Below are 25,354 nucleotides of genomic sequence, written 5' to 3' on the forward strand. Positions count from 1 at the left end.
GCGAGCGGAATATCATGTCACGTAACACTTTTTCTCCCGTCGTTGCGCTGTGCCTGGCGGCCTTGACGTTGGAGGGGTACGACCTTCTGATGTACGGAACGGTGGTGCCGTCGCTGCTGGCGTACGAGCCGTGGGATCTGGATCCGGCGACCGTCGGTGTCCTCGGCTCGGTGGTGGGAGTCGGCATGTTGGTCGGGGCACTGGCCGCTGGCAGCATCGCAGATCGCTGGGGTAGACGACGTGCCTTGATCGCCGCGGTCGCTTTGTTCTCGGCCGCAATGGGATGCTGTGCACTTGCGCCCTCGCCCGAGATGTTCGGAGCAGCGCGATTTGTCGTGGGCGTCGGGGCAGGCGTTCTGATGCCGACCGCGGCGTCGATGCTGATCGAGTTTTCCCGCCTCGACACCAGAGCGAGAACGGTCGCACTGGGATTCGTGGGGACCAGCGTCGGCGGTATCGCGGCGGGGATCCTGTCGCTGTGGCTCGTCCCGGCATTCGGCTTCCGGGCGATGTTCGCGGCTGGAATGATCCCGGCGTTGTTGATTCTGCCGATGATGCTCGGATACCTCCCCGAATCGCCCGCTTTCCTCAACTCACGGGGCAGGAGCGATGCGGCACAGACGATCTCGACTCGGTACGGTCTCGAGGAGGTAGAGGACAATCCCGGCGGTGATCCGACATCGACTGATCGCGGAATCGGTGCGCTGTTCACCGCGAACCGTGCGCGAGTGACGTTGTCCTTCTGGGTGATGACCCTGTTGTGTCTCCTCGTGTTGTTCGGCGTCGCGACCTGGTTGCCTGCGGTGATGCGATCGGCCGGATACCCGCTCGGCGCAGCACTGTCGTTCCTGCTGGTGCTCAACGTGGGCGGTGCAGTGGGTGCACTGGGTGGCGCTTACCTGGCGGACCGGTTCGGAATCGAACCTGTGACTACCCTCGGATTCCTCAGTGCAGCAGTGTCGTTGGCACTGATCGCGACCACTCCCCCGATCGGAATCGTGTACGTTCTGGTGCTGATCGCAGGAATGGGAACGACCGGGACGCAGATCCTGCTGAACACCTTCATCGGAAGTTACTACCCCGTGTCGTGCCGAACCACAGGACTGGGCGTCGCACTCGCGGTGGGACGACTCGGCGCGATCGTCGGTCCCACGTACGGCGGACTGTTCGTTGCCGCCGGCGCGGGAACCAGCACTCAGCTGTTGGCGTTCGCCTTGCCGGCAATCATCGGTGCCGGGGTGACGATTCTGGTGCCAACCGGACGGCGTTCGTCGGCCGCCCCGGCGAGTGTCCCCACCCCCAGCGGTCGGTCAACCGGCCGACGATAACGTGGACAGAAACTGGCGCAGATCCGCCGCGAGGCGCACCGGCTCCTCCATCGCCGCGAAGTGACCACCGTGATCGGGGACCTCGGTCCAGTGCACGATGTCGAACTCCTGTTCCGCAAGGTGCCTGATGCCGATGTCGTGCGCAAACATGATGGCACCCACCGGTTGCGACGGCTTTGCCTGCTGATCGCCCCAGGCCCCTCCATCCGCGGCGTACACGGTGTAGGCGGCGCTACCGGCGCTCCGCGTCAACCAATACAGGGTGACGTGGGCGAGAATCCGGTTGCGGCCGAGAGCACCGTCCGGTTCCTCGTCGAACGGGTAGGTCCACGCGCGGAATTTGTCCAGCATCCATGACAACTGACCGATGGGACTGTCCGTCAGAGCAGCACCGATCAGTTGCGGACGCGTCGACTGGATGGAGATGTACCCGAACTCGGACTCCATGAACTCGCCAACACGCCGGTAGCGGTCCAATTCGGTTTCGGTGCAACGCTTCTGTTCCGCCTCGTCTGGTTCCTGGAAGGGCGCACCGATCGACCCGTTGACATGAATGGCCGCGCAGTGGTCGGGATCGAGACGACCCATCGCCGGTGCGACTCCGGCACCGTAATCACCGCCCTGCACGACATAGGAGCCGTATCCGAGGAAGCTCATCAACTCCACGAACGCCTGGGCGACGCGATCGGTACTCCACCCGTCGTCGGACAGCGGCGTGGAGAAGGCGAATCCTGGCACGGATGGCACGATCACGTCGAATGCCTGAGATCCGGCGTCCTCAGGCTCGGTCAGCAGTGGAATGAGGTCGAGGAACTCGAGGTACGACCCCGGCCACCCGTGACACAGCAGAACAGGAGTGGAGTCGGCTCGCGAGGACCGCACATGCAGGTAGTGGATGCGCTGACCGTCGATCTCCATCATGTACTGCGGAAACGACGCAAGCTGCTTCTCCACCTCTCGCCAGCTGAAGTCGTCGACCCAGGTGGTGGCCATCGAACGGAGCACGGACACAGGCACTCCGGTGGTCCAGTCATCTGCACCGAGGGGTTCGGGTAGACGTGCGTCGCGAACACGACGGGACAGGTCGTCGAGCTCCGACTGCGGGATGTCGACGACGAACGGGATGGAAGGCGCGGTGATTGTCATGATGTCATCGTGCACGTCATCGCGGACAGTAACGGTCCGCAATCACGACCGATCGGCCGCGCGACTCGATCGGGCCCACTTCCACACCTCACCCACCGAACAGTGCACTCAGCGCCGGTCCGACGTCGCGGTAGGTCTTGATGGTCCGTATACGTCCGTGACCTATGCGAGCGAGATCCCGTCCGAGGTCGACGTCCTTCTCCCCGGACGTATCCAGCAATACATCGAGGCGCGGAATTCTCGCCGCGGTCGGTCGCGGATCGGGACCGGCATTGTGGACGCAGTCCGAGAGCAGAAGAACCCGCGCATCGGGGGCGGATACCGTGCGCAGGAGCCCCGCCGCGGTCTCGAGCGCGAACTGCACATTGGTCAGCCCCCGCGCAGGGATGCGGAGAACGGTGTCGAGAATTCCCAGCGGGGTCCGTGAGTCGCCGAATCGAGTCAGTACGGCCGCGTCGGACCAGAACGCAACGACAGCCAGGTTGTCTCGATTCATCTCACCCGTCAGAGCGCCGACGGTCGCGGCCGCAGTCCGTACCCGTTCACCTTTCATCGACCCGGAGATGTCGACCACCAGCACGATGGAACGTTTGGTGTGACGGCGTTCTCGGACGACGATGTCATCCTCTTCGGGTATCGGGTTTGCCGCCAACACGTCCAGAGTGCGGTCGAGATCGATCTCGTCACTGCCACCTCGGTAGCGCAGAGACGTCAGCTCGCCGACACCACGTCGTGCGCGTGCATCGAGCCGTGGACGACGAACTGCCAAACGCGCCGCGATCTTCCGGGCGCGGGCCCGAGTCGCGGCGTCGGCAGTCGACTCGTTCTCGGTCGCGTCGTTCAGCGGAATCACTTCGGCCGATTCCTCGGTGAACCCGGGTGCCGACGGGTTGTTCTCACCGACAGCCTTACCCGGCTTGCTGCGCCCCTCGGCGATCAGCACCGCACCGCTCCCGCCGCCCGGACGGAACACCGACGGTGACTCCGTCAGCTGTTTCGGCCTGCGTCGCAACGGCTTCAGAGTCCCCGACGACCGACGGGTCCCCGGTCGTGTGATCGGCGATTCGACCTCGACGGCTCTTCAACCAGGTGCCGCCGCGGCGGGGTGCAACACGAAGTGGTCCTGCCAGATGGTGTGCAAAATCGATTCTGCTGATACGTCGGATGTCTCGTCGACGTGAATTCGCCCGGAGAGGGCCACGTACATCGCGTCGAGCATCACCTGCTGGTAGTCCTCGGGTAGATCTCTGGGTGGATCGATGTCGGTGGAGAGGGGAACGTGCGCTCCCCGCAACTCAGCCAGTTGCTGTGCGACGAGGGTGAGATCGATTGCCCCGCGCACACTGCTGCCCTGGACGATGTCCTCGTGCTCACGCGTCATCCGGGTGATGGCCACCGCGTCGGCAACGATTCGTACGGAGTCGGATTCGCTGCGTAGGCCCACGATGCCGCGTTCGGCTTCGGCATCCTGGTAGCCGATGGCGAGGCGACAGAGGCGGTCGTGGACGCTCGTCGAGAGCCGCGTCGTGCCGACGTTGTCGTAGGGATTCATCGATGCCACGAGGCGGAACGTCGGTAATGCGTGGACGGTTCCCACGCGCGGGATCACGATACGTCGTTCCGCCATCGCGGTGAGAAGCGTGTTCAGGGTGTCCTCGGGTGCGCGGTTGAACTCTTCGATGTAGAGGAAACCGCCGGTGCGCATCGCCTCGATCAGCGGTCCCGGTACGAAGTTGTCCTCGCTGTAATCCTCGCGAAGAACCCGAGCCGGGTTGTGGTGCCCGACAATTCGAGCCGGTGTCAGATCGGCGTTGCCCTCGACGAAGAACAGTGGAATGGCCCACTCGGACGTGATCGCGCCGAGCAGAGTGCTTTTGCTGGTGCCGGGCGGACCCTCGAGGAGCAGGTCGCGCCCGGCCGCGACCGCTGCCAACAGGAGATCGAGTTCACGATCTCGACCGACGAGGTGCGTCGCAATCCGGCGGCGCACCTCACCGATCGACGCAGTGCCGGTCATTTGACGGTGTACCCCGCATCGACCGGAAGCGTTGCACCCGTGATGTATCGAGCATCGTCCGAGACCAAGAACGCTATGGCGTTCGAGATGTCGATTGCCTCGATCCACGGAACCGGCAATGTGTTGGTGCTCTGGAAGATCGGTGCCGACTTCTCTCGGGACGGGTTCGGATCATCGGGCGCGAACAACCCCCATGTCTTGGGATTCTGGATCATGACGGTGTCCACGCCGGTCGGGTGAACCGTGTTCACGCGAATACTGTGTTGGCCGAATTCGTTTGCCAGAGTGCGCATTATGCCGACGACACCATGCTTGGTCGCGGTGTAGTGCACCGTGTTCGGTGTACCTTTCAGTCCGGCCGTCGAACTCGTCAACACGATGGAACCACCGCGGCCGCCTGCGATCAGATGCGGCAGTGCAACTTTGCAGGTGTTCCAGACGCCGGTGAGGTTGACGTCGATCATGTTCTGCCACGCGTCGTCGGTGATGTCGAGGGCAGGCGCGATCTCGAACACTCCTGCGTTGCCCAGGACGATGTCGAGGCGGCCCAGTTCGGCGACGCCGTCGTCGACGGCCTTCCTCAGCGCGGCCGAGTCGCGAACATCGGCCTTGGTGGCCACGATCCGTCGGTCGAGCGCCTCGACCTGCTTCACCGTTTCGGCCAGATCTGCGTCGTTTGCCGGTGGATACATTTCGATGGTGTCGACCGGTCCACACAGGTCGACGGCAATGATGTCCGCACCCTCCTGAGCGAGGCGTATCGCGTGACTTCGCCCCTGACTGCGAGCGGCACCGGTGATGAACGCGACCTTACCTTCCAACTTTCCCATGTCCGTCTCCTACTTCGCCAGAAAGCCGGCGTCGACGGGCAAGGTGACGCCGGTGACGTACCTGGCATCGTCGGACACGAGCCATGCGATCGCGTTGCTGATATCGATCGCTTCGATCATCGGTACCGGAAGCAAATTGCCGAGCATGGCTGCGGCATCGGGGTTTTCGGTGAGGAACTTCTGCATGACATCGTTGACGACCATCGGCGTGTTCACTCCGGTCGGGTGCACGGTGTTGACGCGTATGGAGTACTGGGCAAGCCAATTCGTGAACGTGCGCATCAGACCCACGACCGCGTGCTTACTGGCCGCGTAGCCGTCACCGGCACCGGACCCGTTGCCGCCCGCACCGGAAAGGCCCTGCGTCGAACTGGTCAACACGACCGACCCGCCCTGACCCTTGTCGATCATGCTCGGAACCCCGATCTGAACGGTGTTCCACACACCGAACAGATTGACCTCCACAACATCGCGAAAAGTCTTCACTTGGTTCGGGTTCTCGGCACCCTGCGGTGCTATCCCGGCGTTCGCCAGAATGATGTCGATCGGACCGAGTTCGGCCACCGCGGAGTCCACCGCCGTTTTCAGCGCGTCGTAATCGCGGACGTCGGCTTCCTTGGCGACGATGCGCCGATCGAGAGCCTCGATTTCCTTCACTGTCTGCGCGAGGTCCTCCGAGGTGGCCATCGGATACGCGACCGTATCGATCTGTGCGCATATGTCGACTGCGATGATGTCGGCACCTTCTTGCGCGAGACGAAGCGCGTGACTACGCCCCTGTCCACGTGCGGCACCGGTGATGAAGGCTACTTTCCCGTCGAGCTTTCCCATGATCGAACTTCCTTGATCGTCGGATGAAAACGGCACGAGCGCAGAACGATTCGACGAATGGCCGAGCACGTTCGCGGCGGTATGTCCGATTTGCGGGACATGAATCGACGTTATATGACACCCAGTGCAGATGTGGCCGAATTACTTGAATCGTTGTCGATTTACGTTCGGCGGACAGGAGAACAGAACGACCGATTCAGACGTGCACGCGAAGTGAAGGATCGAAGTGAATTGCGCGCCGAGCCCTCACGTACTCTGTCGCCGCTGCAGGTCGTCGCCGCGTTCGAGCGCCGCGCGGATTCGGCCGAGCAGCGCAGTGGCGTCACGGAGGGTGCGTTGCTCGGCCGGCGTCAGGTCGGCGAGTATCTGCACAAGAAGCCCCTCCGCCGCGACGTCGTAGATGCGAAGTTGTTCGCGAGCAAGATCTGTGAGGCCGACGCGCATGCTTCGCGCATCCGAGTCGTCGGGGCGGCGAGCGACGAGACCGTCCGATTCCATGGTTCGGACGAGGTTGCTGATCGTGGGTCGAGCCAACCCCAGCTGACGCCCCAGCACTGTGGGCCCCTCCCACTTGTCCGGGAAGAGCCGTCTCAGAATCTCGATCTGCGCGTCGGGCAGAGCCGCGAGCCCCGCGCGCGAGCGGGAGGTGTTGAGCAGCACGCGCCGGAAGGGACCTATCTCCGCACTCAGGCGACGTGCGATATCGGCGAGACCGGGTGCGCTGTCGGAATCGTCCATCGAGCCAGACTACTCAGCCAAATTTTAGGTTTGCAACAAACGTACTTCTGGGTGAAGATATTGCCATGGACATTCACACCAGCATCACCGAGCCCGCCCCCGAACAGGCCCTGAATTCGATAGTCGGCCATCGGTTCATCTACACCTACGCCAACGGGTGGCAATACGAGATGTACGTCAAGAACGCCACCACCATCGACTACCGCATCCACTCGGGAATGGTCGGAGGCCGGTGGGTCAAGGGACAAGAAGTCGACCTCGTCGGACTGGGCCGCGGGGTCTACAAGATCTCGTGGAACGAACCCACCGGCACGAGCGTCGTCGTCAACGTCGTACCCGAGGACCGCGTTCTGCACGGCACCATCTTCTTCCCCCATTGGGTCGAACTGGACGGGTCGAAAACCGTCCTGTTTCAGAACGACCACCTCGACGAAATGCGCCGATTCCGTGATGAAGGCCCCACATATCCGATATACGTCGTGCCCGAGTTCGCGCACATCACCTTGTTCGAGTTCGTCGGCATCGACGACGAGACCGTGATCGACACCGCGCCCGCCGATCTACCGGCAGGCTTCGCCGACAGGAGCAATTGAGATGAGCCTCCAGAACCCTGAGATGGCCCCGATTACGCTCTCTCATCACGGCCAGGTGATTCGTGGCAGCGAGTATCGACCCATGAACGCCGACGAAACAGCGCCGTCCATTCTGATCGTGCACGGCTTCGGCGACTCCAGCGTCGGACCACAGCGCCTGTTCGTGCAGACCTCTCGGCAGCTGGCGAAAGCGGGAGCGTTCGTACGCGCGTACGACCGACTCGGCCACGGGGTCAGCGACGGCGAGTTCGAGGACATCACCCTGCGCGACGAGGTCGAACAGGTGTCGAGCATGATCGAAGCCCTCGGCACCGATCGATCTGCACCGGTCCACATCGTGGCTCACAGCCTCGGCGCAGTGGAGTCGGCCATAGCAGCCGCACGCCACCCCGACCTGGTGGCCACCCTCACACTATGGTCGCCTGCTGGCGTCGTCGTCGACGACATCACCGTCGAACACGAGATCCAGGGCCAACCGCTGGATACTGTCGCACAGAACGGCGGCCTCGACTTCGGCGGCATGTGGCTCGGGCAAGCCTTCATCGACGATGTCCGCGACGGTCTCGACGTGTACGACGCAGCTGCCGGATACAGCGGTCCCGTCGACATCATCCATGGCACCGATGACCAGATCGTGCCACTCGAGTACGGACGCCGCTACGCAGAATTTCTGCCTCACGCGACCTTCACTGCGATCTCAGGTGCCGACCACGCCTGGTCGTCGTGTGCGTGGCGGGATGAACTCCTCACGCGTCTGCTGACGTTGACGGGGCTACCGAAATCCGATCGAACACGGGGGTCATCTTCTCCCGTTGCGTGAAACGGTGACTTCTATCGGAACCCTCTGCACTGCTCCACAATCCGTTGATATCGACGGTCGATTCGACTGCACGGGATCGGCGACCTTCCGCGTACCGGTCGGTTCCAGGAGCACCAGGGACACTGCCCACACAAGTCGCGAACACGAGTCCCAATCGGAACCCGTCGGCCTGTAGCAGTCCGTTGCCGCGACTGCGGTCAACCCCATCGGATACGAAGACGGCGTGCCGGCTCCGGCGCGGTATCGGGGCAAAGACAGTCCCGAATACGTTGGGTACGAACCGAACTCATGCAGTTCCTGAGTACTACGAGGGTTGTGCGGACGTGGCCGGGAAACTGGAACGGATTGTTCCACGCCAGGGACATAGCCGTGACATTCGACAGGCAGGGTCGTTGATGTCGCGCAGAGAGCGCGACCGAAAAGCCGAAGGAGAACAGTAATGGCACTGTCGCACATTTCACGACGAAATCGGATCATGGCCGGGATTGCGGGAGGGGTGTTTTCCGCCGGTGCCGTGCTGGGAGGCTTTGCCGCCCCTGCGGCCGCATCACCCGCGTCCTTCGATCCCGGCTCTTTGCCGAGCTGCGCTGACTTCGTCAACCCGGATGGCAGTCCGAAGTCCGAGTCGGCCGATTGCATGCCAGTAGACCCGTTCACCGACCCGGGATTGACGCTGGCGCAGCGGATCGCGTTCATCAATGACGAATCACCGATTCACGACCAGCTGGTACAAGCGCTGGAGGACCAGTTCGCTGAATAGAAAAGCCGGGCACCGGCAATGATTCCGCCGGTGGCCGACGGGGCGTCAGAGGTGAAGATGCTCGCCTCTGACGCCCTCCGCGCGGTGCGACCGTCGCTCATCGAACGTGGACACCGGGGACACCGGCATTTCGATTGTGCTCGGTGTCCGAATGGTGCTGGGCGTGTTACGCCCAGTCGGATCTTCACCAGCGTCCCGGTCATGTAGGACCGCGGCATCACCACTTCCCCTCGTCGGCCTATCGAGGTGTTCAGTGCTCCGAGGCCGAAGGCCAGCAGCAGCACTGGAGTAAGACGAAGCGGCCGTTCAGGATTGGAGCCGTCGGGCCAGATACGGTCCCGTGATGCTGTCCTGAGACGCCGCAACTTCGGCGGGAGTGCCGGTGGCGACCACGGTGCCCCCGTGGTCGCCGCCGCCGGGACCGAGATCGATGACCCAGTCTGCGGACGCTATGGCATCCAAGTCGTGTTCCACCATCACCACGGTGTTGCCCGCGTCGACGAGCAGGTGCAGTTGGCGCATGAGCAGGGCGACGTCGGAGGGATGCAGCCCTGCGGTCGGTTCGTCCAATAGGTAGAGGGCGGTGCCGCGGCGGGTGCGCTGCAATTCGGTGGCAATTTTGATGCGCTGCGCTTCTCCACCGCTCAGCTCGGTGGCGGGTTGACCGAGCCGAAGGTAGCCGAGCCCGATGTCGCGCAAGGTCTCCAGACTGCGGGATGCTCCCTGGATGTCGGCGAAGAACATGGCAGCCTCGTCCACCGACATGTGCAGTACCTGGGCAATTGTCTTGTCGCGCCATGTGATTTCGAGAGTGTCCGGGGTGTACCGGTCACCGTGACAGGTGGGGCAAGGCCCGTAGGTGCCCGGAAGGAACAGCAGCTCCACCTCGACGAAACCGTCGCCCTGGCACGTGGGGCATCGTCCATCGGCGACGTTGAACGAGAACCGTCCTGGCGCCCATCCGCGGGCCTTGGCCTCATCGGTGGCGGCAAACAGTTTGCGGACGATGTCGAACATTCCGACGTAGGTGGCCAGTGTCGACCGGGGAGTTCGGCCGATGGGGCGTTGATCCACTCGGACCAGGCGGGTGAACGTCTCGAATCCGGAGACCTCGGCCACGTCGACCTCGATCTGCGCGTCCTCGTCCTCGTCTGCCGCGGTCTCGAGTCGGTGGCGCGCCACCTCGAACAGGACCTGGCTGACGAGCGTCGACTTACCGGAGCCCGATACGCCCGTCACCGCCGTGAGCACCGCGTGTGGGAACTCCGCCGTCAGCTCCCGCAGATTGTGCCGAGTGACTCCGGTCAGCGTGAGCCAGCCCTGGGTGGGGCGCGCCTCTCGCTGCTCGGATTCCGCTCGCCCGAAGAGGTGCCGACTGGTGACCGACTCCTCGATCTCCTCCAAGCCGGCGACGGGGCCGCTGTACAGAACCCGTCCGCCGCCCTCACCCGCTGCGGGGCCGATATCGACCACCCAGTCGGCGCGGCGGACCACGTCCATGTCGTGTTCGACGACGAACAAGGAATTGCCCGACGCCTTCAGCTGGTCCAGGACGTCGAGGAGTGGCTCGGCATCCGCGGGATGCAGTCCCGCGGAGGGTTCGTCCAGCACGTAGACCACCCCGAAAAGTCCGGAGCGGAGCTGAGTGGCGATCCGCAACCGTTGGGTCTCGCCGGGTGACAGCGTCGTCGAGCTACGCCCGAGCGCCAAATACCCCAAGCCCAACTCGAGCAACACGTCGATTCTGGCCAGCAGGTCGGCGGTGATGCGTACCGCCACCTCCGTGGTCTCCCCCGGCTGTTCGGCAATGGGGCGCAGTACTGCGGCAAGTTCTGTCAGCGAGAGCGCATTGATCTCGGCTATCGAGTGGCCGGCGATCGTGACGTCCAGCGCGTCGGCGCGCAGTCCGCTGCCGGAACACTTCGGGCAGCGGACGGTCTCGGTGAACTGCAGCGCGCGGTCCCGCATCCGCTCGCTGTTCGAGTCCGACAGAACATGCATGACGTGGCTTCGGGCGCTCCAGAACTTACCCTCGTAACTGTGATCGACGCGGCCCTCTTCCGGTTCGATCCACACCTTGGGGTGCTCCTCGGTGAAGAGAAGCCAGTCTCGGTCCTTCTTCTTCAGCGTGCGCCACGGCGCGTCGATGTCGATACCCATGCCGCTGACGATGCTGCGCAGGTTTGCGCCCTGCCAGGCACCCGGCCACGCCGCGATCGCCCCCTCACGAATACTCAGCGATGGGTCGGGAACGAGCAGTTCCGTTGTCACGTCATGGAATTCGCCCAACCCGCCGCATCGCGGACAGGCCCCGGCGACGGTGTTGGGTGAAAACGCCTCCGCCGACAGCAGCGGCGCACCGTCGGGATAGGTACCGGCCCGGGAGTAGAGCATGCGCAGGAGGTTGGACATCGTGGTGATGGTGCCGACGCTCGAGCGTGAGCTGGGCGAACCCCGACGTTGCTGCAGCGCAACGGCCGGCGGAAGGCCGGTGATGGAGGCGACATGGGGAGCGCCCGCTTGCTGAAGCAGTCGACGCGCGTAGGGGGCAACCGACTCGAAGTAGCGTCGCTGCGCTTCGGCGTACAAGGTGCTGAAAGCCAGTGACGACTTCCCGGACCCCGACACCCCTGTGAACGCGACGAAGGCATTGCGGGGTATGTCGACATCGACAGCGGCCAGGTTGTGCTCGGTAGCGCCGCGCACACGGACATACCCGTCCCACGTTGAGTCCGTCACCGAACGAGCCTAGCTGGCGTCCTCGACCCGAGGGCACAGAAGTGCCGAGATGCGGTGCGCCGACCCGGGCGACACGAGCAGCCCCGTAATCCACGGACTGGGACTGGGACGCTTCCCCGTGCTCATGGTGACACTCGTACTGCGACCAGTAGCCGTCATGGCTCGACATCGACGGTTGGCGTTCGACATCGAGGAGGGAACTACGCGGAAGCCGAACCCGGCATCCCGAATCGTCTTCACAGCAAGGGTTTTCGCCCCACCGTCAAGGCTGCTGACGTGCCAGTGTGAAGATGCCCGAGGCGCGGGCGACGACAGTCGAGCCGACGGTGAGATCCGTCCGCAAGAATTGCAGCGATCTGGTGCCCGGTGCCAGTACCGGTCGGGCAACGACGACGTCTCCCACCCGGGCGGTCGTGATGAATTGCATGTCCAATTGGACTGTGACACCGACGACCACGCCACCCAAGCTCTGGGCCCCGACCACGAGAGCTCTGTCGGCGAATGTCATCAGCAGTCCTCCGTGTACCACTCCGATGCGGTTGCGGTGCTTGTCCTGGCAGTGCACGGCAATCTCCGCGCCGTCCGCGGTCACCCTGGAGTAGAACGGGCCGATCAATCCGACGAAGCCGACATCGTCCACCGTCCATGCCGGGTCCGTGAGTGTCGGGACGACTCCTCGTTGCGCGTGCTCACTGTCGGTGATCGGTCGACCTCGCTTCGGCCCAATTCCACACGGGTTTGGCGAGGGGTTGTTCTCGATCCTCGAGGATGTGCCCCACCAGTCCGATGGCACGTGCCATGACACCGAGGCCGCGTGCGATGTTCCACGGGACGCCGAGCGTGCCCGCGATCGAGCCGATCGCTCCGGTTGCGTTGATGGGCAACACCTTTCCTGTGGCGTCCTCGGCCCGTGCCCGAATGGCCCGGTAGAGTCGCTCGTTCGCATCGTCGAACCCCTGTTCGCGGGCGATCTCGAACAGGCGCTCAGCACGAGGATCGTTCGGCTTGTGAACGGGGTGGCCGAGACCGGGGATGCTCATCCTGCTTGCTCTCGCATCGTCCACGATGGTCTGTGCGTGCCGTTGCAGAAGATTCTCGTCGTGCTGCCAGCCGTCGTCCGGCAGGGATTGACAAATCTTTGCCGAACCTTCGATCGTGCCGACGAACGTATCGCCCAGTCCGAGCAGCCCGGCAGCGACCGCTCCCTGTAACGACTCCGGCGCACCGAGGGCTGTCAACCGCGAGACGAGAGCGCTCGGCGTGAGACCGTGCTCCACCAGTGCAACGACCAACGCGTTGAACACAATCGATTCTCGTGCATCGGGCAGAGTCTTGAACAGGGAGAGATACGCGATGTCGCCGAGATTGACGGTCCCCAGAATGTCGTTCGGGAGATCGTAGCCGTGAACTACCACCTTGTTCGGTGTTGCCCAGGCAATGTCGGAACGGATCGGATGAGGAGTCGTACTCATGAGATGTGAGTCCTAGTCAGTTGACGGGTGCGGGGATATCCAGAAGCCACGCCGCTTGCGCGCGTAGCTTGTCCTTACGAATCTTGTCGCCATTGGCGCTTGCAGTCGTCGGGAAGTTGTCGATGATGCGAATCTTGTTCGGTATCTTGAAACTTGCGAGGTTGGCCTTGCAATGCGCCAGCAGCTCGCCCTCGGTGGCCTCCATACCCTCGTGGAGCCGCACGAACGCGACGGCGAGATCGTCACCCGACCGATGATCGCGAACACTGACGACCTGAGCTATGGCGGTGGCGGGATACCGCGTGAGGGTCGATTCGATATCGGCCGGATTGACCAGATAGCCCTTCAGCCGCATGGAATCACCCAAGCGCGAACGGTATTCGAATGACTTTCCGTCGGCATGGACCGATCCGAGGTCGCCGGTTCTGAACCACCCGTCGGATGTCCAGGCCTTCGCGGTTGCATCCGGGTTGGCCAGGTACTCCACGAACAAGGTGTCGCCGGTGAACTGCAGTTCACCCCACTCTCCCGATCCGAGCACCACCGACGAATCCTCCACCGATACCGTGCGAACCTGCATCGACTCGTCCACCAGTGTGCCACCAGGTCTCGTACGGGATGTCTCGTCGTCAGCGGGCGAACACTTTCCCGCGAAGGCAAACAGTTCGGAGGAACCGTAGACGTTGGACGCGGTGATCCCGAGCGTCGCTGACTCTTCGACGATATCCGAAATCGCCGTTCCGGCAGTGACAATGCAGGTGAGAGTTCTCGGTTCGAGGGCACGGAACGTCGCTTCTGCCAGCAGATCTCGCAGCGGACCTTCTGCACTGACAAGATAGGAAACGCCGTGTTCGGCGATCGCGCCGACTACTCGCTTCTGGTCGAACGCGGGCAGCAGTACGGCAGTGCTCCCGGCGGCGATACCTGCCACGAACGGAACGAATCCGAAGGTCCCGTTGAGAGCCAGCACGTTGAGCTGGACCGTATCGGGACCCAGATTCTCGCGCTCGGCGACCGCCGGTGCGTGCAATGCGACAGTCGAGTGGGTGTGTACCGCGAGTTTCGGTGCGGAGGTGGTGCCGGACGTGCCGAACACGATCAACGGATCGGAGGAACGAGCCGCGGATTCCACCGAATCCGTAAGGGCCGTCAAGGATTCGAGACCGACAGATCGGACGTTACCCGGCAACGGACCGACGACGCCTCCGCCGATCGTGACGAACCACTGGAGTGCGAGATCGCCGGGGCTTGCCGAGTGAAGAGTCCACACTTCGTCGAGCCGGGTCCCGAAGTCGATTCCCTCGAAAGTCGGAGCCGTGATCAGAACACGAGACTTGCTGGTGCGAAGCAAATGGTAGATCTCGTTCGCGCGGTAGCGGGTGTTCAACGGCACGACCAACGCGCCGAGCTTGGCTGCCGCGAAGAAGATGGTCGGCCAGTGATGACAGTTCGGGAGAAACAGCGCAACGGCATCACCGCGACCGATTCCCAGGCCGGCAAGTCCGCCTGCCATGGTGTCTGCGGCGGCCAGCAAACCCGAGTACGTGATCACCACCCCTCCGCCGAGTTCCGAATCATCGATCACAGCCGGCGAATCCGGCCACTGTTCTGCGGATCGGACCAACAGGTCGTAGACGGTGAAGTCGGTCATCGTGAAACTCCTCAATGTGTGCGCAGTAGCCTGCGCGCTTCTTCAGTCCTGTTCGACCAGTCGGGCTGCGTACCGGGCGAATTGTTCGGATATCTGGTCACGTGACATCGGCCCGTCCGGGCGGTACCACTCCGCGATGCCTGCGCACATCGTGAGCAGGTTCCGCGACACGTCGTCGGGATACGGGGTTCTGAACTCCCCGAGTCGAATTCCCTCATGGACTATGTTCTCGAATATCGACTGGAGCCGGTCACGAGCGATGACGAGTCGCTTGCGATCGTCCTCGTCGAGATAGCGCAACTCCGTGTGTGCCACAAGAGCTTCCAACGGATGGTCGACGATGTAATTGACGTATGCGCGGGTTGCCATCTCCAACTTGTCCGTCGGCGACTCACCTGCTGCGGAGACCGCCCACTCCGTTTCGGTCAGATGGTTGTAGTTCGCTGTCTTGAGCAGCTCGACCAGCAGATCCGACTTCGACGCGGAGTGGTTGTAGAGATTGGACAAGCTCATCCCCGATCTCGTGGCGATGTCCCGCATGGACGCACCGTGGAAGCCGAGCTCGGCGAACGCTTGCAACGCACTCGCGAACACGATCTCTCGTGAGGCCAGCGCTTGCTTCTGACGCTTGGGATGTGAAGAACGTTCGTTCATGTCGAAATGATGCCGTGCCGCGATACCCATGTCAAGCATCGGCGGAAGTCCGGCTCCAACTGGCGGTTCTTCCTGGATATTCTGCGTCTTGACGGAATTGACGTGATCCAGCTAACGTTCTCAACGAACGAACGTTCACCACAGTCACTCCGTTGGACACGGACGACTGGCTGTTCGATTCGACCTTCCCGACGGGCCCCGATCACTCCCGGGCCATCGACGAAACGGAAACAACGACGTGACTACCTCGACATCCGGTCGACCTCCCGGTACCGCATCGCTGCACCTGGAGGACTTCCACCTCGGCATGAGCTTCCGCAGCGACGCCTGGACCGCAGGCGCGGACGACCTCCGCGCCTTCGGTGAGGTCTCCGGCGACATGCATCCCATGCACCACGACCCCGAGTACGCGGCATCGACCGAATACGGAACCCTCGTCGCCCAGGGCCCGTACGGCCTGGCCAGGTACTTCGGGACCCTCCACGACAGCGGCATGTTCGCCGACACGATCATCGGACTCCTCGACACGAAATGGCGATACTCCCTCGCCGTCGTGCCCGATGTGAAGATGCACTACTCCACGACCGTCACCTCGGTCCGGCGAACCAGTGCCGGCGATCGCGGCGTGATCAACCGTCACATCGAGCTACTGGACGAGAACAACCGAGTGCTGCAGTGGGGTACGAGCGCCGCACTGGTGCGGGCGCGCAGCACCGAACCTGCGAGCTCGGAACTCGTCTCGCACCCCATCGGCATCGACTGGGGACGCGAACTGGCCGAGGGCCTCGCATCGGACGACCGATTCGCCTCCAGCACAGCACTGTTCGATGGATCCATCGGACTCGCGAACGAGAACACCGAGCTCCAGCTGCGGATCTATCGCGGACGGATCCTGGAAGTGACGCGGAGAACGCCCACCGGGCCGACCTTCACGTTGCACGGCTCCGAGTACGCGTGGAGCAATCTGCTGACCGGTGCACGCAACGACTTCGTCGTCCGGACCCATCGTGGCGAATTCTCCACCAGTGGAAACGGTTTCGCCTACCTTCAGATGACGAAGACAATGCAACTCATCGTCGAAGCGGCCCGTGAGATGACCTCGAAAGGACTCCGCCCATGACGACCCTGTCCACGTCCGAGCCCGGCACCCAGATCGACTCGGCACCGATCGTCGGCACCGCACGGTATCTGACACTGCACGGCCGACTCGCCTTCGTCGAAACCTACGGCGACGGCCATCCGGTTCTGTGCATCCATTCCGCAGGACAGAGTGGTGTCCAATGGCGCACGGTCGTCGGTGAACTCGCGGAGCTGGGGTACAAGGCCGTAGTGGTCGACCTCCCCGGTCACGGACGATCGGAAATGCTCGACACGGGGCCTGTCACCGACCTCGAGACCTACTCGCAGTGGTGCATCGAGATCATCGATCGCCTCGCCCTCGACATGCCCTTCGTGGTCGGCTGTTCCATCGGCGGAAAGATCACCCTCGACATCGCAAGCCGTATCCCGTCACGGCTGTCGGGCGTCGTCGCGATGGCCGCCGACGCGAAGAACGACGGTCAGAATGCCGCCGGACTGACCCGCGCCCTCGAAGATTCCGTGTCTCCCAGTCGATCCGACCGCACCTACTACGGAACGATCGCCGCATGTGGGGTGGCCGTGCCCGCGGACCGCACGGACATCATCGCACGCATGCATCGGCGCGAGGATCCGCTCGTGTCCAACAGTGACCTCATCGGTTGGGCTCGACACGATCTCCGCAGTCGACTCACCGACATCACCTGTCCCTGTCGCGTCGTCGTCGGTGCCGACGACTTCTGGATGGACCCCGAATCGGCACGGTGGACAGCCGAGAACATCCCCGGCGGCACCTTCACACTTCTCGACGGCATCGGCCATTACCCCATGGAAGAAATCCACAACTTCGCCTCTCTGCTCGACGGGTGGCTTCGTAGCCCCGATCGAGCACCACATTTACCTCGGAAGGCTTGACCATGAACCCTGCAATTGACGACCGGGCCGGCTCGGCGGAAGGCCGCGGCCGGCGCGCGACGCGTGGTGCCGCAATCGGCTTCGCGATCGACTGCTACGACATCTATCTGCCCGTCATCGCGCTGGCACCAGCACTCCACTTCTTCATGGCCCAGGATGTGTCCGCGGGCACGATCGCATTGATCAACGGCCTTGTGTTCGCCGCGACGCTTCTCGGACGGCCGTTGGGTGCCTTCATCTTCGGCAACATCGCCGATACCGCCGGCCGACGCAAAGCGACTCTGATCGCGATGTACGGCAGCGCCGTCGGTACCTTGCTGCTCGCGTTCGTTCCCGGATACGCGACGATCGGCCTCGCCTCGATCGGCACGCTGATCGTGCTGAGATTCGTCACCGGCATCTTCCTCGGAGGTCAGTACACCGGGGCCGTACCACTGGCGATGGAGAGCAGCCCGATCGCCAAGCGTGGCCTGTACGGCGGATTGATCACGATGGGATTCCCGATCGCGTTCTGCATCGTCTCCCTGTTCACCTACGTGTTGCTGACCGCGACCGGTGGCGCAGGCAGCGGTGACGGCACGTCCGTCTACGAGGTGTGGGCATGGCGTATCCCCGTTGTCATCGGTGCGGTCGTCACATTCGCGTTCGCTGTCTACTACGGACGTACGGTCCAGGAATCCCCGGCATTCCTCACCGCCGATGCTCGGACCCCGGCAGTGAAGAAGGAAAGCCCCGCCAAGCAACTGCTGCGCGGATCGTCGGCGAAAAGCCTGCGTCAGGTCCTCGTCCTGATGTCCGGAGTCTGGATTCTGTCCAACGCAACGTCCGCGTCGTTCCCGATCACCCTGCGCAGCCTCGACGGCATATCACCGCAACGCGGTACCGCGATCATCGTCGTCGCCCAGCTGTTCCTCATCGCCGCGTATCCCTTGGCAGGTGCCTTGAGCCAGCGCATCGGACGCCGAATCTTCCTCGCGTGGTGCGGTGGCATCGGGGCGGTCGTCGCGCCGATGTTCTATCTCGCCATCGTCTCGGGTGTGGCAACCTCGTTCATCGGACTCGCAGCCCTGACCACCGGGCTGGTTCTGACCTCGATCTGCTGCTTCGGGTGCACGGCCGCGTACATCTCGGAGCGATTCCGCACCGAACTGCGAGCGACCGGATACGGCATCGGCTACAGCTTCGCCATCATCATTCCTGCCTTCTACGCTTTCTACGAGCGTGGTCTCGCGACGTTCATGGATCCCGACCACACGACAGTCGTGCTGTACGTGATCGGTGGACTGCTGCTTCTGGTCGGAGCTCTGTGGGGCCCGGAGACGAAGAATGTCGACCTCTCCCCCGATGCCGCCACGAACAAAGTCGCGGAGGACGTAAAATGACCTCGACCACAACGATTGCCGACTACCCACACCTGTTCGTCGGCGGGCGATGGACAGCCCCCAGCGCAGGCCTGAGCATCGATTCGGTCGATCCTGCCACCGAGGACGTCTGGGCGCGGGTACCGCGAGCGACGGAGCCCGATGTCGACCGCGCGGTCGATGCCGCCCGAGCCGCGCTGCACGGTCCGTGGTCCAGGCTCACCGCAACCCAACGGGGACGCCTGATCTTCATCCTGGCCGATCTGCTCGAACGGGACGCCGAGCGCCTCGGGCGAATCGAGACCATGGACAACGGAAAACCACTGCGCGACACGGTCGGTGAAGTCAAGCGGTCGGTCGAGTGGCTCCGCTACTACGCCGGTGCAGCGGACAAGGTCGAGGGCACGGTGGTGCCGTACAAGCACGACGCCCATGCGTACACGCGCGTCGAGCCCGTCGGTGTCGTCGCCGCAATTACGCCGTGGAATTCCCCGATCAGTCTGTACTCGTGGAAGCTCGGGCCTGCGCTCGCGATGGGTAACACCGTGGTGCTCAAGCCATCCGAACTGACATCGGTGTCGGCACTGGAGTTCGCACAGCTGTTCTCCGAGGCAGGCTTTCCCGACGGCGTCCTCAACATCGTCCCAGGTTACGGGCACGATGCGGGTGCCCACCTCGTCGCCCATCCGGGCGTGGACAAGGTGTCGTTCACCGGCAGCTACCCCACCGCGCAGGCCATCATGCGCGCGGCCTCGAACGGACTCAAACGCGTCTCCTTCGAGTGCGGTGGAAAGTCGCCGCACATCGTGTTTCCCGATTCCGATATCGACCGAGCGGTGTCGGTGGCCACGCACAGCGCATTTCGGTCCACCGGTCAATCGTGTTCGCTGGGCTCGAGACTGTTCCTGCACCGCGACATCTATACGGACTTCCTCGACGCCCTGGTCCGGCGCACCGAGCGTATTCGCGTGGGCATGCCGCTGGATCCGAGCACGCATATCGGTCCGCACACATCGGCCGAGCAGCTGGCGAAGACCGAGCACTACCTGGATGCGGGCCGCCGAGAGGGAGGACGGGTCGTCACCGGCGGAGGCCGGCCGAGCGGCTACGACCGGGGATACTTCGTGCAACCCACCATCTTCGACGGTCTGGACAACAACTCCACACTGGCCAGCGAGGAAGTGTTCGGGCCGGTGTTGACGGTCATCCCGTTCGAGACCGAGGACGAGGTGATCTCGTTGGCCAACGACACCAGCTACGGGCTCGTGGCCGGGTTGTGGACCAAGGACATCTCGAGGGCGCACCGCGTCGCAGCTCAGCTGCAAGCGGGGATGGTGTCGGTCAACACCTTTCGCCCCGTGCACTGGACCCTGCCGTACGGCGGATACAAATCGAGCGGCCTCGGTCGCGAGAACGGTCTGGCGGTTCTGCGGGAGTACTGCGAGATCAAGAGTGTCGTGATCGATTTCTCGGCGGACGAGCCCGCCGACCCATTCGCCGACGCGTGATCGACCACCGGAAAGGACGAACATGACCACCACTACACAACCGGTCCCGGGCTCGCCGAGCCTCGACAGCATGCGAGTGAGCAAGGCGGCCGTCTTCCGCGGCGTGGACGGCGGACTGAGCTTCGAGGACGTCTACGTCACCGAACCCACCTCACGGGAAGTGCTGATAGACGTTGCCGCATGCGGAGCGTGTCACAGCGACGTACACAAGCTCGAGGGCCACGGCACCGTGCCTGCACCGAACATCTTCGGTCACGAACTGGCCGGCACGGTCGTTGCCGTCGGATCGGACGTCACGCACGTTCGCCCCGGTGACCGCGTCGCCTGCACTTTTCTCGTGCCGTGCGGTCGGTGCGGCGCGTGCTTAGCCGGCGCCGAGGACAATTGTGGGCCGTTCCGATCGATGATGCAGGCCCGCGGGTTGCGATACGACGGAACGCACCGCTACTACGACCACGACGGACACCCTCTGCGTGCCTCCGGGGTCGGCGGACTCGTCGGACTGGTCGCGTTGCCGGAGGGCGCGGTGTTCCCTCTGCCGTCCGGTTGGCCGGACGACATCCCGCTGACCGATGTCGCGGTCCTCGGCTGCGCTGCACTGACCGCGTACGGTGCGGTCAACCGGGCGGCGCGGCTGCACACGGGTGCCAACGTCGTCGTACTGGCCGCGGGCGGGGTCGGGCTGTGCACGATCGCGCTGGCGAAACATGCTGGAGCACAATCCATCACCGCCACCGACATGCGCGACGACGCCCTCGTGGCTGCAGAACGGTTCGGTGCCACCGCAACAGTCCGCGCAGACGATCCCGAATTCGCCGCTCGAGTCGCCGCCGCCGCGGGTGACGCGCCGATCGACATCGTCTTCGACACGATCGGCACACCCCGCACGATCTCGCAGGCCCTCGATATCGTCGGCATCGGCGGCAAGGTCGTCGTATCGGGTCTCGCAGGCACATCGGGACCGGGACAGATCGAGAATCTGAATCGGTTCGTACGCAACAAGATCACCCTCGTAGGCTCGTACGCGGCACTGCCCGGTGAGGACATGCCCGCGCTCCTCGAGGCCGTGCGGGACGGGGCACTCGTCCCCTCCGAGCTCATTTCGGCGCGCTTCCCGTTCGAGGATGCCGCGGCGGCGTACTCCGCCGTCGCGTCCGGGCAGGTCATCGGACGAGCTCTCATCGAGTACTGATCGCATCATCGACATATCAGGAGTTCCATTGAGTACCAGCACGTCCACAGGTCAGATCCTGCGCGCCGACGTCATCGTCGTCGGTGGCGGAAACGCAGGATTCACCGCAGCCCACGCAGCGCGCGAACGCGGCCGAAGCGTCGTGCTTCTGGAGAAAGCGAACGAACACGAAGCGGGCGGCAACAGCTATTACACCGCGGGTGCCACGCGCATCGCTCACGCCGGCCTGGCCGACATCGCGGACATCGTCGATGCCGACGAGCGCCACGCCGCCACCGAGGTGCCGCCCTACTCGGCCGAGGACTATGCAGCAGATCTGGTCAAGGTCACCGGTGGCAGAAACGACCCCGAGTTGACGCGAGTGTTGGTGCAGGAGAGCCAGAACACGCTCCGGTGGCTCAAGCAACGCGGACTCAAGTACCGGTTGATGTACGAGCGGCAGGCATACGAGCGTCCCGACGGCAGCTACCTGTTCTGGGGCGGGCTGCACGTGGGGAACACCGGCGGCGGTGAAGGATTGATCGCCGACCACACCAGGGTCGCGCTCGAAGAAGGAGTCGAAATTCGTTACGGGCACGGCGTCGAGTCGTTGATAGTCGAGTCCGATGTCGTTGTCGGCGTGCGGTTCTCCACCGACGACGGGCAGACGGGTGAAGCGCGCGGCGAGACGGTCGTGCTCGCAGCGGGCGGTTTCGAGTCCAGCCCGGAACTGCGTGAGAAGTACTTGGGCACCGGCTGGGGCAATGCCAAGGTTCGCGGCACCCCGTTCAACACCGGACTCGCCCTGGAGGCGGCGCTCGCCATCGGTGCAGGCAAGGGCGGAGACTGGAACACCTGCCACAGTGTTGCGTGGGACGCCCTGACGGAGAATAACGAGAGCAACCGCGAGCTGACCAACCGGCTGACGCGGCAGTCGTATCCACTGGGAATTGTCGTGAACAACCGGGGATCACGTTTTCTCGACGAGGGTGCAGATTTCCGCAACTACACCTACGCCAAGTACGGCCGCGAAATTCTGGCTCAACCGGATTCGATTGCGTACCAGGTCTTCGACGCCGAACTCCGGCCGCTGCTACGCACCGAGGAATACGACATGCCGGGCATCTCGGTGTTCGAGGCTCCCACCATCGAGGAACTGGCCGACCGGATGGGCGTGGACCGCGAGACCTTCGCGAAGACAATCGCCGAGTTCAACGCATCGATCGACCGTTCGATCACGCTCGATCCGACCATCAAAGACGGCAGGAAGGCCGACGTGCAACCGCCCAAAAGCAATTGGGCGTCCCCCATCGAGACCGGCCCCTTCTATGCCTACCCGGTGACCTGTGGCATCACGTTCACATTTGGCGGACTGTCCGCCGATACGGAGGGCCGCGTCCGTACCGAGGACGGAACGGTGATTCCCGGTCTGCTCGTGTGCGGCGAGATGCTCGGAGGACTGTTCAGTGGTAACTATCCCGGTGGATCCGGACTCGCCGCCGGATCTGTGTTCGGGCGAAGAGCCGGAAGCATCGCCTGATCCGTCACGTCGAGGGATGCCCTCGGACGGCTGCCCCGTCGACTCCACATCTCGAGTTGACGGGGCACCGTCGTGTCCGACCGAATCGCTGCGATCGCGCGCGATGCCGATCCCCGCAGGCGGGCCCTGTCGGGCGCGGTCGGTGGTGTCGCCGACGGTGATGACGCAGATCAAATCTCCGCCCTCGACCTGCGCGACACCGGACAGCGCAATGCGGGTGACGGCACCCGTGCGCGGTGCAGTGATTGCCGCCTCCATCTTCATCGCCTCGATCGTCGCGACGGTATCCCCAGCCGACACCGACTGGCCGACCTCGGCGGTCAACGTCACCGCGCCGGCGAACGGCGCTGCCAGGTGCGATAGATCGCCTCGATCCGCCTTCTCGGCGGTCGGCGCGTCCGCTGAGATCCCTTTGTCTCGCACCGACACCGGGCGCAGCTGCCCATTGAGGATGCACATCACCGTCCGCATGCCGGCCTCGTCCGGCTCGCTGATCGCCTCGAGCCCGATCAGCAACTCGACACCCTTCTCGAGCCTCACCCGATGCTTGTCGCCCTGACGCAGCCCGTAGAAGAACTGGTTCGCCGACAACCCCGAGGTGTCGCCGTACTTCTCCCGGTGCTCCGCCAGCTCCTTCGCCGGCCCCGGGAACAGCAGGTGGTTGAGCCGGTCCCGCCGCTCCGCGGAGGTGCCCGAGAGCAGCACCTCGTCCTGGGTCGTCAAGGGCGCTTCCCCGCGCCCGGCCTCGCGGCCCGCCAACGCGGTGGAGCGGAACGGCTCAGGCGGCCCACCGGCCGGGGTGCCCAGATCGCCCCGCAGGAACCCGATCACCGAATCCGGGATGTCGAACGTCCCCGGATCCGCCGCGAAGTCCTCCATCGACACACCCGCGCCGACCAGATGCAACGCCAGATCGCCCACCACCTTCGACGACGGCGTCGGCCTGCCCGCAGGGGTGTTCAACCTCGTATCCGGAACCGGCCCGATCGTCGGTGAGCGCCTCGTCGGCCACCCCGACGTCGATGCGGTCACCTTCACCGGATCCGACACGGCAGGAGCACGCGTCGCCGAGCTTGCCGGCGCAGCCGTCACGCCGGTCACCTTGGAGTTGGGGGGTAAGGGTACCCACGTACTCCTCGACGACCACGATCTCGAGGCTGCCGTGCGGTACAGCGTGGGAAGCGCTTTCGGCAACAACGGGCAAGTCTGTGCAGCGCTGAGCCGTATGGTCGTTCCCCGCTCCATCCTGGAGGAGGTCGAGCAGCTCGTGAAACGTGAGGTCGCGCAGTATGTTCCGGCCGATCTGCTTCAGGCATCCACGAAGCTGAGGCCCCTGGTGTCGAAGCAGCAGCGTGATCGACTCGATGCCATCATTGCGGCATCGATCGAGGAAGGAAGTCGCGTGCTGGTCGGCGGCGACTCGCACGCCGTGGATCTGCCCGACGAGATCGCCGGTGGTTTCTATGTAAATCCGACCGTGTTCACCGACGTCGATCCGCAATCCACAATTGGACAACAGGAGGCCTTCGGGCCCGTGCTGGCCCTCATCCCGTACGACGGTGGTGACGACGACGCCCTGGCAATTGCGAACGGCACACCATACGGACTCAACGCCGCAGTATGGGCCGAGGACACCGACCGTGCCACCCGGTTCGCAGCCAGCGTCGATACCAGCACCGTCTACATCAACGCCGGAAAGTTCAACCCGTCCGCCCCGCGGCACCCAAGCAGTCAGTCTTGCGATCCGCTGTCGAGCGCCTTCAGGAAGTCGTTGATACCCAAGTTTCCCACTGGAGTCGTCTCGACCTCGAGAGGCACTCCGGACGTAGTGTCCGTGAACGTCACATGCAGAACGGTTCCGCGCCGTTTGTGCGCCACGGTCAGGTGCGAACGAGGGATCCGGGTCAACAGCCCCAATTTCTTCCATGATCCGAACAGCCCGGATCGCTTGCGCCCCAGTGCGTACAGCGTCGTCTCGGATAGTGCGAGTACCACCGACGGAGGCATCTTCTGACGTCGAGCCGCGCTGGCACGCCCCGCCATCAGCCCACCCATCTCCCATGCGGTCGTCGAGTTACCGCCGCCGCCGATTCCGGCACCGAGACCCATTCCCACGGCACCCGCGAAAGTCGTGCCGCGTGGAACCGCAAGAGCCACATCGAGAATTCGGTCACCACCCACGGCCGCCTGTGCCCCCGCCCTG

The 25,354-nt window shown here is 63.8% G+C and carries 22 protein-coding genes and 1 pseudogene; 11 read left to right on the forward strand and 12 right to left on the reverse strand.

Annotated elements, in window-relative coordinates:
- Nucleotides 1–14 precede the first annotated feature (14 nt).
- A complete protein-coding gene (locus ABZ677_RS07685; RefSeq protein ID WP_358368004.1) occupies nt 15–1,328 on the forward strand; it encodes an MFS transporter in 1,314 nt (437 codons plus the stop codon).
- Here the strand turns inward: ABZ677_RS07685 and ABZ677_RS07690 are convergent.
- The 6 genes from ABZ677_RS07690 to ABZ677_RS07715 form a co-directional block, all read right to left on the reverse strand.
- Complete coding sequence (locus ABZ677_RS07690) at nt 1,311–2,474, reverse strand: epoxide hydrolase family protein (RefSeq protein ID WP_358368007.1); 1,164 nt, start codon at nt 2,472–2,474, stop codon at nt 1,311–1,313. The two genes, ABZ677_RS07685 and ABZ677_RS07690, sit on opposite strands and share 18 nt — an antisense overlap.
- A gap of 88 nt (nt 2,475–2,562) precedes the next feature.
- Nucleotides 2,563–3,486, reverse strand: a complete 924-nt coding sequence (locus tag ABZ677_RS07695) for a vWA domain-containing protein (RefSeq protein WP_358368009.1) — start codon at nt 3,484–3,486, stop codon at nt 2,563–2,565.
- A 69-nt stretch (nt 3,487–3,555) separates the two neighbouring features.
- Nucleotides 3,556–4,491, reverse strand: a complete 936-nt coding sequence (locus ABZ677_RS07700) for a MoxR family ATPase (RefSeq protein WP_358368012.1) — start codon at nt 4,489–4,491, stop codon at nt 3,556–3,558.
- A complete protein-coding gene (locus ABZ677_RS07705; protein ID WP_037192422.1) occupies nt 4,488–5,321 on the reverse strand; it encodes a mycofactocin-coupled SDR family oxidoreductase in 834 nt (277 codons plus the stop codon). Before ABZ677_RS07705 ends, ABZ677_RS07700 begins: the two co-directional genes overlap by 4 nt.
- A gap of 9 nt (nt 5,322–5,330) precedes the next feature.
- Nucleotides 5,331–6,152 carry a mycofactocin-coupled SDR family oxidoreductase gene (locus ABZ677_RS07710; RefSeq protein ID WP_358368015.1) on the reverse strand — a complete coding sequence of 274 codons (822 nt, stop codon included), beginning with the start codon at nt 6,150–6,152 and terminating at the stop codon, nt 5,331–5,333.
- A 246-nt stretch (nt 6,153–6,398) separates the two neighbouring features.
- Nucleotides 6,399–6,890 (reverse strand): MarR family transcriptional regulator, encoded by a 492-nt coding sequence (locus ABZ677_RS07715; RefSeq protein ID WP_094739659.1) that lies wholly within the window; start codon nt 6,888–6,890, stop codon nt 6,399–6,401.
- A 65-nt stretch (nt 6,891–6,955) separates the two neighbouring features.
- Here ABZ677_RS07715 and ABZ677_RS07720 point away from each other — a divergent pair, with 65 nt between their 5' ends.
- The 3 genes from ABZ677_RS07720 to ABZ677_RS07730 all read left to right on the forward strand — a co-directional run bounded on the left by ABZ677_RS07720 (nt 6,956) and on the right by ABZ677_RS07730 (nt 9,063).
- Nucleotides 6,956–7,483, forward strand: coding sequence for a phenolic acid decarboxylase (locus ABZ677_RS07720; RefSeq protein WP_358368018.1), 528 nt, complete (start codon nt 6,956–6,958; stop codon nt 7,481–7,483).
- A gap of 82 nt (nt 7,484–7,565) precedes the next feature.
- Complete coding sequence (locus tag ABZ677_RS07725; protein WP_358368021.1) at nt 7,566–8,303, forward strand: alpha/beta fold hydrolase; 738 nt, start codon at nt 7,566–7,568, stop codon at nt 8,301–8,303.
- Nucleotides 8,304–8,742: 439 nt separating this feature from the next.
- Nucleotides 8,743–9,063, forward strand: a complete 321-nt coding sequence (locus tag ABZ677_RS07730) for a hypothetical protein (protein ID WP_037192423.1) — start codon at nt 8,743–8,745, stop codon at nt 9,061–9,063.
- A 306-nt stretch (nt 9,064–9,369) separates the two neighbouring features.
- Here ABZ677_RS07730 and ABZ677_RS07735 read toward each other — a convergent pair whose 3' ends face one another.
- The 5 genes from ABZ677_RS07735 to ABZ677_RS07755 form a co-directional block, all read right to left on the reverse strand.
- On the reverse strand, nt 9,370–11,802 hold the full coding sequence (locus ABZ677_RS07735; protein WP_358368023.1) for an excinuclease ABC subunit UvrA: 2,433 nt from the start codon (nt 11,800–11,802) through the stop codon (nt 9,370–9,372).
- 262 nt (nt 11,803–12,064) lie between these two features.
- Nucleotides 12,065–12,442 (reverse strand): PaaI family thioesterase, encoded by a 378-nt coding sequence (locus ABZ677_RS07740; protein ID WP_358368026.1) that lies wholly within the window; start codon nt 12,440–12,442, stop codon nt 12,065–12,067.
- A gap of 49 nt (nt 12,443–12,491) precedes the next feature.
- The gene (locus ABZ677_RS07745; RefSeq protein WP_358368029.1) at nt 12,492–13,274 is read right to left on the reverse strand and encodes a citryl-CoA lyase; all 783 of its coding nucleotides are present in this window, start codon (nt 13,272–13,274) and stop codon (nt 12,492–12,494) included.
- A gap of 16 nt (nt 13,275–13,290) precedes the next feature.
- Complete coding sequence (locus ABZ677_RS07750; protein WP_358368032.1) at nt 13,291–14,925, reverse strand: AMP-binding protein; 1,635 nt, start codon at nt 14,923–14,925, stop codon at nt 13,291–13,293.
- A 42-nt stretch (nt 14,926–14,967) separates the two neighbouring features.
- The gene (locus ABZ677_RS07755) at nt 14,968–15,579 is read right to left on the reverse strand and encodes a TetR family transcriptional regulator (protein WP_052077748.1); all 612 of its coding nucleotides are present in this window, start codon (nt 15,577–15,579) and stop codon (nt 14,968–14,970) included.
- Between the two features lie 238 nt (nt 15,580–15,817).
- Between ABZ677_RS07755 and ABZ677_RS07760 the strand changes: the two genes are divergently transcribed.
- From ABZ677_RS07760 to tcuA, 6 genes are read left to right on the forward strand one after another with little or no spacing between them, the layout of a single operon-like run.
- Nucleotides 15,818–16,699 carry a MaoC/PaaZ C-terminal domain-containing protein gene (locus ABZ677_RS07760; RefSeq protein WP_358368036.1) on the forward strand — a complete coding sequence of 294 codons (882 nt, stop codon included), beginning with the start codon at nt 15,818–15,820 and terminating at the stop codon, nt 16,697–16,699.
- On the forward strand, nt 16,696–17,571 hold the full coding sequence (locus ABZ677_RS07765; protein ID WP_358368039.1) for an alpha/beta hydrolase: 876 nt from the start codon (nt 16,696–16,698) through the stop codon (nt 17,569–17,571). Before ABZ677_RS07760 ends, ABZ677_RS07765 begins: the two co-directional genes overlap by 4 nt.
- 2 nt (nt 17,572–17,573) lie before the next feature.
- On the forward strand, nt 17,574–18,953 hold the full coding sequence (locus ABZ677_RS07770; RefSeq protein ID WP_358368041.1) for an MFS transporter: 1,380 nt from the start codon (nt 17,574–17,576) through the stop codon (nt 18,951–18,953).
- On the forward strand, nt 18,950–20,440 hold the full coding sequence (locus ABZ677_RS07775; RefSeq protein ID WP_358368044.1) for an aldehyde dehydrogenase: 1,491 nt from the start codon (nt 18,950–18,952) through the stop codon (nt 20,438–20,440). The genes ABZ677_RS07770 and ABZ677_RS07775 overlap by 4 nt, the downstream gene beginning before the upstream one ends.
- A gap of 22 nt (nt 20,441–20,462) precedes the next feature.
- Nucleotides 20,463–21,632, forward strand: a complete 1,170-nt coding sequence (locus ABZ677_RS07780) for a zinc-binding dehydrogenase (RefSeq protein WP_358368047.1) — start codon at nt 20,463–20,465, stop codon at nt 21,630–21,632.
- A 28-nt stretch (nt 21,633–21,660) separates the two neighbouring features.
- The gene (gene tcuA, locus ABZ677_RS07785) at nt 21,661–23,151 is read left to right on the forward strand and encodes an FAD-dependent tricarballylate dehydrogenase TcuA (protein ID WP_358368050.1); all 1,491 of its coding nucleotides are present in this window, start codon (nt 21,661–21,663) and stop codon (nt 23,149–23,151) included.
- Between the two features lie 141 nt (nt 23,152–23,292).
- Here tcuA and ABZ677_RS07790 read toward each other — a convergent pair.
- A pseudogene (locus ABZ677_RS07790) lies at nt 23,293–24,090 on the reverse strand (biotin/lipoyl-containing protein); the annotation flags it as partial.
- On the opposite strand from ABZ677_RS07790, the gene ABZ677_RS07795 reads away from it, so the two are divergent.
- On the forward strand, nt 23,993–25,165 hold the full coding sequence (locus ABZ677_RS07795) for an aldehyde dehydrogenase family protein (protein ID WP_358368053.1): 1,173 nt from the start codon (nt 23,993–23,995) through the stop codon (nt 25,163–25,165). The pseudogene ABZ677_RS07790 and the gene ABZ677_RS07795 overlap by 98 nt on opposite strands.
- The last annotated feature ends 189 nt before the right edge of the window (nt 25,166–25,354 follow it).

Source organism: Rhodococcus sp. NPDC006774 (assembly GCF_040636045.1).
GTDB lineage: Bacteria > Actinomycetota > Actinomycetes > Mycobacteriales > Mycobacteriaceae > Rhodococcoides.

Coding starts and splice junctions, on each gene's coding strand:
- ABZ677_RS07730 (WP_037192423.1), top strand. CDS start 8,743: ATGGCACTGTCGCACATTTCACGACGAAATCGGATCATGGCCGGGATT.
- ABZ677_RS07710 (WP_358368015.1), bottom strand. CDS start 6,152: ATGGGAAAGCTCGACGGGAAAGTAGCCTTCATCACCGGTGCCGCACGT.
- ABZ677_RS07715 (WP_094739659.1), bottom strand. CDS start 6,890: ATGGACGATTCCGACAGCGCACCCGGTCTCGCCGATATCGCACGTCGC.
- ABZ677_RS07755 (WP_052077748.1), bottom strand. CDS start 15,579: ATGAACGAACGTTCTTCACATCCCAAGCGTCAGAAGCAAGCGCTGGCC.
- ABZ677_RS07780 (WP_358368047.1), top strand. CDS start 20,463: ATGACCACCACTACACAACCGGTCCCGGGCTCGCCGAGCCTCGACAGC.
- ABZ677_RS07795 (WP_358368053.1), top strand. CDS start 23,993: ATGTCGAACGTCCCCGGATCCGCCGCGAAGTCCTCCATCGACACACCC.
- ABZ677_RS07690 (WP_358368007.1), bottom strand. CDS start 2,474: ATGACAATCACCGCGCCTTCCATCCCGTTCGTCGTCGACATCCCGCAG.
- ABZ677_RS07725 (WP_358368021.1), top strand. CDS start 7,566: ATGAACGCCGACGAAACAGCGCCGTCCATTCTGATCGTGCACGGCTTC.
- ABZ677_RS07700 (WP_358368012.1), bottom strand. CDS start 4,491: ATGACCGGCACTGCGTCGATCGGTGAGGTGCGCCGCCGGATTGCGACG.
- ABZ677_RS07765 (WP_358368039.1), top strand. CDS start 16,696: ATGACGACCCTGTCCACGTCCGAGCCCGGCACCCAGATCGACTCGGCA.
- ABZ677_RS07775 (WP_358368044.1), top strand. CDS start 18,950: ATGACCTCGACCACAACGATTGCCGACTACCCACACCTGTTCGTCGGC.
- ABZ677_RS07685 (WP_358368004.1), top strand. CDS start 15: ATGTCACGTAACACTTTTTCTCCCGTCGTTGCGCTGTGCCTGGCGGCC.
- ABZ677_RS07720 (WP_358368018.1), top strand. CDS start 6,956: ATGGACATTCACACCAGCATCACCGAGCCCGCCCCCGAACAGGCCCTG.
- ABZ677_RS07705 (WP_037192422.1), bottom strand. CDS start 5,321: ATGGGAAAGTTGGAAGGTAAGGTCGCGTTCATCACCGGTGCCGCTCGC.
- ABZ677_RS07770 (WP_358368041.1), top strand. CDS start 17,574: ATGAACCCTGCAATTGACGACCGGGCCGGCTCGGCGGAAGGCCGCGGC.
- ABZ677_RS07745 (WP_358368029.1), bottom strand. CDS start 13,274: ATGAGTACGACTCCTCATCCGATCCGTTCCGACATTGCCTGGGCAACA.
- ABZ677_RS07750 (WP_358368032.1), bottom strand. CDS start 14,925: ATGACCGACTTCACCGTCTACGACCTGTTGGTCCGATCCGCAGAACAG.